The 9,562-nt window shown below is 71.3% G+C and carries 10 protein-coding genes; 7 read left to right on the top strand and 3 right to left on the bottom strand.

Annotation, left to right across the window (positions count from 1 at the left end):
- Nucleotides 1-173: 173 nt before the first annotated feature.
- Genes ACFWI9_RS09695 through ACFWI9_RS09685 form a run of 3 tightly spaced genes read right to left on the bottom strand, consistent with a single transcriptional unit; the run spans nt 174 to nt 2,040 of the window.
- Nucleotides 174-1,049: an aminoglycoside phosphotransferase family protein gene (locus tag ACFWI9_RS09695; protein ID WP_387160310.1), complete on the bottom strand. Its 876-nt coding sequence runs from the start codon at nt 1,047-1,049 to the stop codon at nt 174-176.
- A gap of 17 nt (nt 1,050-1,066) precedes the next feature.
- Entirely contained in the window at nt 1,067-1,492 is a 426-nt protein-coding gene (locus ACFWI9_RS09690; protein ID WP_387160308.1) for a DUF4439 domain-containing protein, read from the bottom strand.
- A complete protein-coding gene (locus ACFWI9_RS09685) occupies nt 1,492-2,040 on the bottom strand; it encodes a hypothetical protein (protein WP_387160306.1) in 549 nt (182 codons plus the stop codon). The genes ACFWI9_RS09690 and ACFWI9_RS09685 overlap by 1 nt, the downstream gene beginning before the upstream one ends.
- Before the next feature lie 175 nt (nt 2,041-2,215).
- Between ACFWI9_RS09685 and rimP the strand changes: the two genes are divergently transcribed.
- The 7 genes from rimP (at nt 2,216) to truB (ending at nt 9,440) form a co-directional block, all read left to right on the top strand.
- Entirely contained in the window at nt 2,216-2,779 is a 564-nt protein-coding gene (gene rimP, locus ACFWI9_RS09680) for a ribosome maturation factor RimP (RefSeq protein ID WP_387160304.1), read from the top strand.
- A gap of 2 nt (nt 2,780-2,781) precedes the next feature.
- Complete coding sequence (gene nusA, locus ACFWI9_RS09675; protein WP_387160302.1) at nt 2,782-3,780, top strand: transcription termination factor NusA; 999 nt, start codon at nt 2,782-2,784, stop codon at nt 3,778-3,780.
- A 272-nt stretch (nt 3,781-4,052) separates the two neighbouring features.
- Nucleotides 4,053-4,343: a YlxR family protein gene (locus tag ACFWI9_RS09670; RefSeq protein WP_387160300.1), complete on the top strand. Its 291-nt coding sequence runs from the start codon at nt 4,053-4,055 to the stop codon at nt 4,341-4,343.
- A gap of 155 nt (nt 4,344-4,498) precedes the next feature.
- On the top strand, nt 4,499-7,603 hold the full coding sequence (gene infB / locus ACFWI9_RS09665; RefSeq protein ID WP_387160298.1) for a translation initiation factor IF-2: 3,105 nt from the start codon (nt 4,499-4,501) through the stop codon (nt 7,601-7,603).
- Between the two features lie 164 nt (nt 7,604-7,767).
- The gene (locus ACFWI9_RS09660) at nt 7,768-8,061 is read left to right on the top strand and encodes a DUF503 domain-containing protein (RefSeq protein ID WP_387160296.1); all 294 of its coding nucleotides are present in this window, start codon (nt 7,768-7,770) and stop codon (nt 8,059-8,061) included.
- A 27-nt stretch (nt 8,062-8,088) separates the two neighbouring features.
- Nucleotides 8,089-8,541, top strand: coding sequence for a 30S ribosome-binding factor RbfA (gene rbfA, locus ACFWI9_RS09655; RefSeq protein WP_387160295.1), 453 nt, complete (start codon nt 8,089-8,091; stop codon nt 8,539-8,541).
- Nucleotides 8,538-9,440: a tRNA pseudouridine(55) synthase TruB gene (gene truB, locus ACFWI9_RS09650; RefSeq protein WP_387160293.1), complete on the top strand. Its 903-nt coding sequence runs from the start codon at nt 8,538-8,540 to the stop codon at nt 9,438-9,440. The genes rbfA and truB overlap by 4 nt, the downstream gene beginning before the upstream one ends.
- The last annotated feature ends 122 nt before the right edge of the window (nt 9,441-9,562 follow it).

The following is a 9,562-nucleotide window of genomic DNA, read 5'->3' as shown; positions in this document are numbered from 1 at the left end:
TGCCGGGCGGACCCCCCGGCGAGGGGCGGCGGCCGCAGCCCGGGCGCGTGGGAGGGGGGGTCCCCCCCCCCCGCGCCCCCCCGCGACCGCGTGGTGGGCGGGGTGGGTTTCGCGGTGAGCCGCACCCCGTGGGGTGGGCCGGAGAGCCCGTCCGCGACCTCCCCGGACAGAACCTAGAGCCACTCCGCGAACTCGAGGGACACTTCAGCCTCGCGGGCGCGGCCTGACTCCAGCGCGCGCGTACCGGACTCCACCGCGCGGAACAGTGTCCAGCCGCGCAGCCGGTCAGGGTCCACGTCCAGGGAGTCCGCCAGCCGGTTCACGCGACGGCGCGCCGCGGAGGGGCCCGATGTGGAGGCGACCAGGTCCTCCACACGGTCGCGGACCAACCTGGCCAGGTCGTATGCGGGTTCGCCGACGACAGGCTCGGGGCCGACCGCCAGCCATGGTGACCGGTCGCCGCCGAGCACCTTGCTCTGACGGAAGTTGCCGTGCAGCAAGCGCACTTCGGCGGGTGCGCTCGCGACCAGTTCCGCACGCGCCTCAAGCGCCGCGGCCACCAGCTCGGGTGGCGCCATACCGGTGCGCTCCGACAGCGCCGCGGCCTGCCGGTCCGTGCGCTCGGCCACCGTCTCGAAGGAGTGGCCGTCCGGTGGCGTGGTCCACAGCCTCCGCACCGTACCCGCCGCTTCCAGCAGGGCCTTGGCCCCTGGGAGCGAGCGCAGCGACAGCTCCGGATGGAGCCGCTCCAGCACCAGTGCTCCCTCGGACGCCTCCAGCAGCCGCACCGCCCCGAACCCGTTCCAGTGCTCCAGCGCCGCACGCTCGTGTGCGGAACCGGCCGCGGGAGGCGCCAGCTTCAGCGCCGCCGGTGAGCCGTCCTGCCTCCTCACGAGGACCACCAGGCTGCTCCGCCCGCCGGGCACCGCCACTCGTTCGACGGCCAGTCCATGGCGGGCGACCGTCTCCTCAAGGAGCTTCGGCAGCTCTCGCAGCCATTCGCTGTCGCCGAGCGCCCCCATCAGTCGCCGGGGCGGTTCAAAACCCATACGTGTGCCGTTCTCCTTCACTGCCTCGTCGCCCGCTCAGCGAGTCCCGGAAAGGCTACGCCGCTGCCCCGCCACCGGACCGCCCGGACGGCGGCCTCGCGTAGCGCGCCCGCCGCTTCCAACCGCAGCGTTCCCGCCGCGGCCCGGACCAGATCCGAGTAGACGCCCGCGATCCGGTCCTCCAGTACCGCCGCGAGGCGTACGGCCGCCGCCGCGTCCGGCACCGGGAACGGCAGAGCGTAGGCGGCGTCCGCGACGACGGGCTCCGCGCCCAAGTCGCGTACGGTCCGCTCCAGTGCGTCGCGGCGGGCCCGGTGGGCGGAGTACGCCTCCGTCGCCTCGGCCTGCCGGGCCTTGCCCACCCGGCCGCCGACGACCCCGTACCCGTACACGGCGGCGTGCTCGGCGGCGAGCGCCGCCTGCACGGCGTCCAGTGTGCTCATCAGCGGGCTCCCCGGGTCAGCAGATAGGCGTGCACCGCTCCGGCCGCGGCGACGGACGCCAGCAGCCGTGCGTACTCGGGGGGAGCGCTGGCGAGCGCCGCGGTGTGCGCGTCGGCGGTACTCCGCTCGGCGGCGGCCAGTTCCCGCACGGTGGCGTCCGGATCGGGGTCGCCGGTTCCCGACGGCAGGGGTGAAGGGCCCCCGCGACCCGTCGCACGCTGCGAGGGCGAAGACGAACGCGATGACGAAGCCCCCGCCGCGGGCGGCTTCGGGGCCAGCGCCTCCGCATGCAGGGCCACCGCCGCCCGCAGCGGCGCCAGCCGCTCCGCGAGCTCCGGATGGGCGGCCAGCGCCGAGTCGTACCGCCCGAGCAGCGCACCGCTGCGCGCCGCGCTGCGCTGCTGCAGCACGGTCTCGGCCGGAACGCCGTCAGGCGCCGTGCGCGGTTGCGCCCCGCCGGCTGCCGACGTGCACCCCGTCAGCGCGGCAGCCGTCGCCGCGCCCGTGGCCATGAGCGCCTGTCTGCGCGTCGTACCCGTGCGCTCCACGCGTCTCTCCTCGGGCCCAGGACCCGTACCTGCCGGATCCTTGATGTGATCACCGCAGGCGAGCGTACCTGCGGGTCAGGCGCGGGTGGACGGCAACACCCCTCCCGACCGGATACCCTTTGTGCTGACACACGACGAAACCCACAACAGCACACGCGGCCGAGGAGTCACCCGGATGAGCACCACCCAGAGCGAGAGGCTGCGCGGACTGCTCGAACCGCTCGTCAGCGCCGCGGATCTGGATCTGGAAGAGATCGAACTGTCCCGGGCCGGCCGCCGCCGTGTGCTTCGGGTCGTCGTGGATTCCGAGGACGGCGTCGACCTTGACGCCTGCGCCGAGCTGAGCCGTGAGATCTCCGACAAGCTCGACGAGACCGACGCCATGGGTGAAGGCGAGTACCAGCTCGAGGTGACCTCGCCGGGTGCCGAGCGTCCGCTCAGGGAGCACCGCCACTTCGTCCGCGCCAAGGGCAGGCTTGCCCGGTTCCAGCTGACCGCCCCGGAGGGCGGCGGTACGGCGGGTGAACTGGTCGCGCGAATCCTCGAAGTGGACGATGAGGGGCTCGATCTGGAGGTGCCGGGTGTGAAGGGCCGCAAGCCCACCGCGCGCCGGATCGCCTTCGCCGAGATCGCCAAGGCCCGGGTGGAGATCGAGTTCAGCCGCAAGGACGGCACGGACAGCACAGGCAGCAAGGACAGCAAGGGCAGCGACGCCATGCAGAAAGAGGAGGAGGCGTAGCCGTGGACATCGACGTGAAGCTCCTGAGGGGCTTGGCACAGGAGAAGGAGATCGCGTTCGACCTGCTGGTCGAGGCGATCGAATCGGCCCTCCTCATCGCCTACCACCGCACACCGGACAGCCGCCGCCACGCTCGCGTCGTGCTCAACCGTGAGAACGGGCACGTGACCGTGTGGGCGAAGGAGGACCCGTCCGAGCTCGAGGAGGGCCAGGAGCCCCGCGAGTTCGACGACACTCCGCATGACTTCGGCCGGATCGCCGCGTCGACGGCCCGCCAGGTCATCCAGCAGCGGCTGCGGGACGCCGAGAACGACGTGACCTTCGGTGAGTACGCCCGCCGTGAGGGTGACGTGGTAGCCGGCCAGGTGCAGCAAGGCAAGGACCCCAAGAACGTCCTGGTCCGGCTGGACGACAAGCTTGAGGCCATCCTGCCGGTGCAGGAGCAGGTCCCCGGTGAGGAGTACACCCACGGGCTGCGGCTGCGTACGTACGTCGTACGGGTGGCCAAGGGCGTGCGTGGTCCGTCCGTCACCCTGTCGAGGACGCACCCCAATCTGGTGAAGAAGCTCTTCGCCCTGGAGGTCCCCGAGATCGCCGACGGTTCGGTCGAGATCGCCGCCATCGCCCGCGAGGCGGGGCACCGCACCAAGATCGCCGTACGGTCCACCCGCAGCGGGCTCAACGCCAAGGGCGCCTGTATCGGCCCGATGGGCGGGCGGGTACGCAATGTGATGGCCGAGCTGCTCGGCGAGAAGATCGACATCGTCGACTGGTCGGACGACCCCGCCGAGATGGTGGCCAACGCACTCTCCCCGGCCAGGGTTTCCAAGGTCGAGATCGTCGACCTCGGTGCCCGCTCCGCGCGGGTGACGGTGCCCGACTACCAGCTTTCACTGGCGATCGGCAAGGAGGGCCAGAACGCCCGCCTCGCCGCGCGCCTCACCGGTTGGCGTATCGACATCCGTCCGGATACGGAGCAGCCGGCCGCCGAGCAGAGCTGACGACGGGGCGGTCGGAGCCGGTACGGGCCGCGGAGCGCCCGACGATCCGGTTGGATCGGGCAGCCTTCGGGCGTTCGGGGTGATCAGGGCGATCCGGTCGGTCGGATCGCTCGTCGGCTCTGGGTGCCGCAGGTGAAAAGCCGCGGAAAGTCTCACGATGCGTAGTCGTCGCTCCGCACCGGAGTGCGGTAGTTGCAGCGAGTTTTGAGCCATCAACTGTTCGATTCTTACCTCAAAAGGGGTGAGGTCGGTACGGGGAGGTAGACTTAGACGTGTCTGGCCGGACGCATGCCCGCGCATGCCCTGAGCGCACCTGCGTGGGGTGCCGGGAGCGAGCGGCCAAGAGTGAGCTGCTGCGCATCGTGGCGGTCGAGGGCGTATGCGTCCCCGACTATCGCGGTACGCTGCCCGGCCGGGGTGCGTACCTGCACCCGGCCTCGGTCTGTCTTGACCTGGCGGTCCGCCGCCGGGCGTTCCCGAGGGCCTTCAAGGTCCAGGGACCGCTCGAAACCACGGACGTGCGCCAGGTTGTCGAGAAGACAGCCACGCAGGCAGCACCGTAAGAAGAAGGAAGCAGTACCGCACGGATCCCCATGCGGTCAGGTACCTCGCGAGTTGGAAGTAGGTCGAGATTGCGATGAGCACTCGATGAGTACGCGATGAGTACGCCCATGAAGTAGCGACGGTCCGGCGGTAACCCGGACCTAAAAGGAGCGAAGTGGCTAAGGTCCGGGTATACGAACTCGCCAAGGAGTTCGGTGTGGAGAGCAAGGTCGTCATGGCCAAGCTCCAAGAACTCGGTGAATTCGTCCGTTCGGCGTCCTCGACGATCGAGGCGCCGGTTGTACGCAAACTTACTGATGCTTTCCAGCAGGGCTCCGGGGCTTCCCCGGCCAAGCGCGCTGCCGGAAAGCCCGCAGCACCGCGCAAGGCGACCCCTGCGAAGCCCGCCGAGGCGGTCGCAGGCGACGTCCCCGCGCCCACCCCGGCGCAGGCGGCGCGTCCCGCTGCCCCCAAGCCCGGCGCCCCGGCTCCCAAGCCGGTCGCCGCCGAGGCACCCCAGGCACCCAAGATGCCGTCCACGGCCCCGACTCCGGGTCCGCGGCCGACCCCGGGCCCCAAGCCCGCGGCTGCTCCGAAGCCGGCTCCGGCCGCTCCGGCCGCACCCGAGTTCACCGCGCCCCCGGCCGCTCCGGCAGCCGGTCCCCGGCCCGGTGCCGCTCCGGGTCCGCGTCCGGCCGCCGCGCGTCCGGGCCAGGGCGGAGCTCAGGGTGGTGCCGCACGTCCGGGCGCTCCGCGTCCCGGTGGCGAGCGCCAGGCCCCGCGTCCCGGTGGCCGTCCCGCGGGCCCGCGTCCGGGTAACAACCCCTTCACCTCCGGCGGCTCCACCGGCATGGCGCGCCCGCAGGCGCCCCGTCCGGGCGGCGCCCCGCGTCCCGGTGCTCAGGGTGGCCCCGGTGGCCCGCGTCCGCAGGCCCCCGGTCAGGGCGGTCCGCGTCCGCAGGCCGGTCCCGGTGGTTCCCGTCCGACTCCCGGCGGCATGCCCCGTCCGCAGGCCCCGCGCCCCGCGGGCCCTGGCGGCCCCGGTGGTAACCGTCCGAACCCGGGCATGATGCCGCAGCGTCCGGCTGCCGGCCCGCGTCCCGGTCCCGGCGGCCGTGGCCCCGGTGGTCCCGGTGGCCGTCCCGGTGGTGCCGGTGCCGGTCGTCCCGGTGGTGGCGGCGGCTTCGCCGGCCGTCCCGGCGGCGGTGGTGGCGGCGGCGGTCGTCCCGGTGGTGGCGGCGGCTTCGGCGGCCCGCGCCCCGGCGGTGGCGGCGGTGGCGGCTTCGGCGGCGGTGGCGGCGGTGGCCGTCCCGGCTTCGGCGGACGTCCGGGTGGTCCCGGCGGCCGTGGTGGCACGCAGGGCGCCTTCGGCCGTCCCGGTGGTCCGGCGCGTCGTGGCCGTAAGTCGAAGCGGCAGCGGCGCCAGGAGTACGAGGCCATGCAGGCCCCGTCCGTCGGCGGCGTGATGCTGCCTCGCGGCGGCGGCGAGACCGTCCGTCTGTCGCGCGGTGCCTCCCTCACCGACTTCGCGGAGAAGATCAACGCCAACCCGGCGTCGCTCGTCGCCGTGATGATGAACCTCGGCGAGATGGTCACGGCGACGCAGTCCGTCTCCGATGAGACCCTCCAGCTCCTCGCCGGCGAGATGAACTACACCGTTCAGATCGTCAGCCCGGAGGAGGAGGACCGCGAGCTGCTCGAGTCCTTCGACATCGAGTTCGGCGAGGACGAGGGCGGCGAGGAGTTCCTGGTCGCGCGTCCGCCGGTGGTGACCGTCATGGGTCACGTCGACCACGGTAAGACCAGGCTGCTGGACGCGATCCGCAAGACCAACGTCGTCGCGGGCGAGGCCGGCGGTATCACCCAGCACATCGGTGCGTACCAGGTCTCGACCGAGGTCAACGACGAAGAGCGTCGGATCACCTTCATCGACACCCCGGGTCACGAGGCGTTCACCGCCATGCGTGCCCGTGGTGCCAAGTCCACCGACATCGCGATCCTGGTGGTCGCGGCCAACGACGGTGTCATGCCGCAGACGGTCGAGGCGCTCAACCACGCCAAGGCCGCGGAAGTCCCGATCGTCGTCGCGGTCAACAAGATCGACGTCGAGGGCGCGGACCCGACGAAGGTGCGCGGTCAGCTGACCGAGTACGGCCTGGTGGCCGAGGAGTACGGCGGCGACACCATGTTCGTCGACATCTCCGCCAAGCAGGGCCTGAACATCGAGAGCCTGCTGGAGGCCGTGGTCCTGACGGCGGACGCCGCCCTGGACCTTCGCGCCAACCCGGAGCAGGACGCGCAGGGCATCGCGATCGAGTCGCACCTCGACCGCGGCCGTGGTGCGGTCTCGACCGTCCTGGTCCAGCGAGGAACGCTGCGCATCGGCGACACCATGGTCGTCGGCGACGCGTACGGCCGTGTCCGCGCGATGCTCGACGACAAGGGCAACAACGTCGAGGAAGCGGGTCCGTCGACCCCCGTCCTGGTCCTGGGTCTCACCAACGTCCCGGGTGCCGGCGACAACTTCCTGGTCGTGGACGAGGACCGTACGGCCCGCCAGATCGCCGAGAAGCGTGCCGCCCGTGAGCGCAACGCCGCGTTCGCCAAGCGCACCCGCCGGGTGTCCCTCGAGGACCTCGACAAGGTGCTCAAGGCCGGCGAGATCCAGCAGCTCAACCTCATCATCAAGGGCGACGCGTCCGGATCGGTCGAGGCCCTCGAGTCCTCGCTGCTCCAGCTGGACGTCGGCGAAGAGGTCGACATCCGTGTGCTGCACCGCGGTGTCGGTGCGGTCACCGAGTCGGACATCAACCTGGCGACCGGCTCTGACGCCATCGTGATCGGCTTCAACGTGCGCGCCGCAGGGCGTGCCACGCAGATGGCCGAGCGCGAGGGTGTGGACGTCCGCTACTACTCGGTCATCTACCAGGCGATCGAGGAGATCGAGGCGGCCCTCAAGGGCATGCTCAAGCCGGAGTACGAAGAGGTCGAGCTGGGCACGGCGGAGATCCGCGAGGTCTTCCGGTCGTCCAAGCTGGGCAACATCGCGGGTGTCCTCATCCGCTCCGGCGAGGTCAAGCGGAACACCAAGGCGCGCCTCGTCCGCGATGGCAAGGTCATCGCGGAGAACCTCAACATCGAGGGTCTGCGTCGCTTCAAGGACGACGTCACCGAGATCCGCGAAGGCTACGAGGGTGGTATCAACCTCGGAAACTTCAACGACATCAAGGTCGACGACGTCATCGCGACGTACGAGATGCGCGAGAAGCCCCGCGGCTGATCGCGCTGACAGCGCGGCTGACGTATGGCAGCCGGTTCGGGGCCGGTCGGCGGGACGTAATCCCGTCGATCGGCCCCGGCCGTTGCGTGTACGGTTCTTGATGTCCCTGCCAAGAGCGGGCAGGGCACTTCCCGAACCCGTACCGGCGGGACATCCGGACATGCATGTACGTGGGGACGCTGTCCTTCGATCTCCTCCTCGGCGATGTTCGCTCGCTGAAGGAGAAACGCTCCGTCGTCCGCCCGATCGTGGCCGAACTCCAGCGCAAGTACGCGGTGAGTGCGGCCGAGGTGGGCGGTCATGACCTCCATCGCAGGGCCGAGATCGGCCTCGCGGTGGTCTCGGGGGACCCGGGGCACATCACAGACGTACTGGACCGGTGCGAGCGATTGGTCGCCGCCCGGCCCGAGGTCGAGCTGCTGTCGGTGCGCCGACGGCTGCACGGCGACGATGATTGAAAGTAAGCGGAAAGAGGAGAAGGACCGGTGGCCGACAACGCGCGGGCCCGCAAGCTGGCCGATCGCATCCAGGTCGTGGTCGCGGAGACCCTGGACCGGCGAATCAAGGATCCGCGGCTGGGCTTCGTCACGATCACGGACGCCCGGGTCACCGGCGACCTGCGGGAGGCCACGGTCTTCTACACGGTCTACGGGGACGACGAGGAGCGTGCCGCGTCCGCCGCGGCGCTGGAGTCCGCCAAGGGCATCCTCCGCTCGGAGGTCGGCAGGCAGACCGGCGTCCGCTACACGCCGAGCCTGACCTTCGTCCCGGACGCCCTGCCCGACAACGCACGCACGATCGACGATCTGCTCGACCGGGCGCGGGCCAGTGACGCGGAGGTCCGCGAGGCCTCCACGGGCAAGACCTACGCGGGCGAGGCGGACCCGTACCGCAAGCCGGAGGACGAGGACGACGACGAGGGCGAAGCCTCCGAATGAGCCGGCACAGCAACACTCCCGACGGGCTTGTCATCGTGGACAAGCCGTCGGGCTTCACTTCGCACGACGTGGTCGCCAAGATGCGCGGCATCGCCCGCACCCGCCGGGTGGGGCACGCCGGCACCCTGGATCCGATGGCCACCGGAGTGCTCGTGCTGGGGATCGAGAAGGCCACCAAGCTCCTCGGGCACCTCGCGCTGACCGAGAAGGAGTACCTCGGCACCATCCGGCTGGGGCAGACCACCATCACGGACGACGCCGAGGGCGAGATCACCGCGTCCGTAGACGCCTCCAAGGTGACCCGCGAGGGCATCGACGCCGGTGTCGCCGAGCTGAGCGGGGACATCATGCAGGTCCCGTCCAAGGTCAGCGCCATCAAGATCGACGGAAAGCGGTCCTACGCCCGGGTGCGCGGCGGCGAGGAGTTCGACATCCCGGCCCGGCCCGTGACCGTCTCCCAGTTCACCGTCTACGACGTGCGCGACGCCGTCGCCGATGACGGGACCCCGGTGCTCGACCTGGTCGTCTCGGTGGTCTGCTCCTCCGGTACGTACATCCGCGCCCTCGCCCGCGACCTCGGCGCCGGGCTCGGTGTGGGCGGGCATCTCACGGCGCTGCGCCGCACCCGCGTCGGCCCGTACAGGCTGGACTCGGCGAAGACACTGGACCAGCTCCAGGAGGAGCTGACGGTCATGCCGATCAGCGAGGCCGCCGCGGCGGCGTTCCCTCGCTGGGACGTGGACGAGAAGCGAGCCCGGCTGCTCGTCAACGGAGTACGGCTGGACATCCCGGAATACGACACGGCAGGCCCGGTGGCGGTCTTCGGGCCCGAGGACCGGTTGCTGGCGCTGGTCGAGCAGCAGCGGGGCAAGGCGAAGAGCCTGGCGGTCTTCGCCTGACGCGCCGTTGCCGTGTGGGGGGGGGCCCCCCCCCCCCCAAAGCCCCCGGGCCGGGGCCGCTGCCCCCCCCGGAGCCCCGGCCAGGCCGGGGATTTTCGTCGGCGAAGATGCAAACAAAGCCA

The organism is Streptomyces sp. NPDC127084 (genome assembly GCF_042724175.1).
Taxonomy (GTDB): domain Bacteria; phylum Actinomycetota; class Actinomycetes; order Streptomycetales; family Streptomycetaceae; genus Streptomyces.
Note: the sequence above shows the minus strand (reverse complement) of the source record. Positions and strands in the feature narration are given on the sequence as shown.

Coding starts and splice junctions, on each gene's coding strand:
- ACFWI9_RS09695 (WP_387160310.1), bottom strand. CDS start 1,049: ATGGGTTTTGAACCGCCCCGGCGACTGATGGGGGCGCTCGGCGACAGC.
- ACFWI9_RS09690 (WP_387160308.1), bottom strand. CDS start 1,492: ATGAGCACACTGGACGCCGTGCAGGCGGCGCTCGCCGCCGAGCACGCC.
- rimP (WP_387160304.1), top strand. CDS start 2,216: ATGAGCACCACCCAGAGCGAGAGGCTGCGCGGACTGCTCGAACCGCTC.
- ACFWI9_RS09660 (WP_387160296.1), top strand. CDS start 7,768: ATGTACGTGGGGACGCTGTCCTTCGATCTCCTCCTCGGCGATGTTCGC.
- truB (WP_387160293.1), top strand. CDS start 8,538: ATGAGCCGGCACAGCAACACTCCCGACGGGCTTGTCATCGTGGACAAG.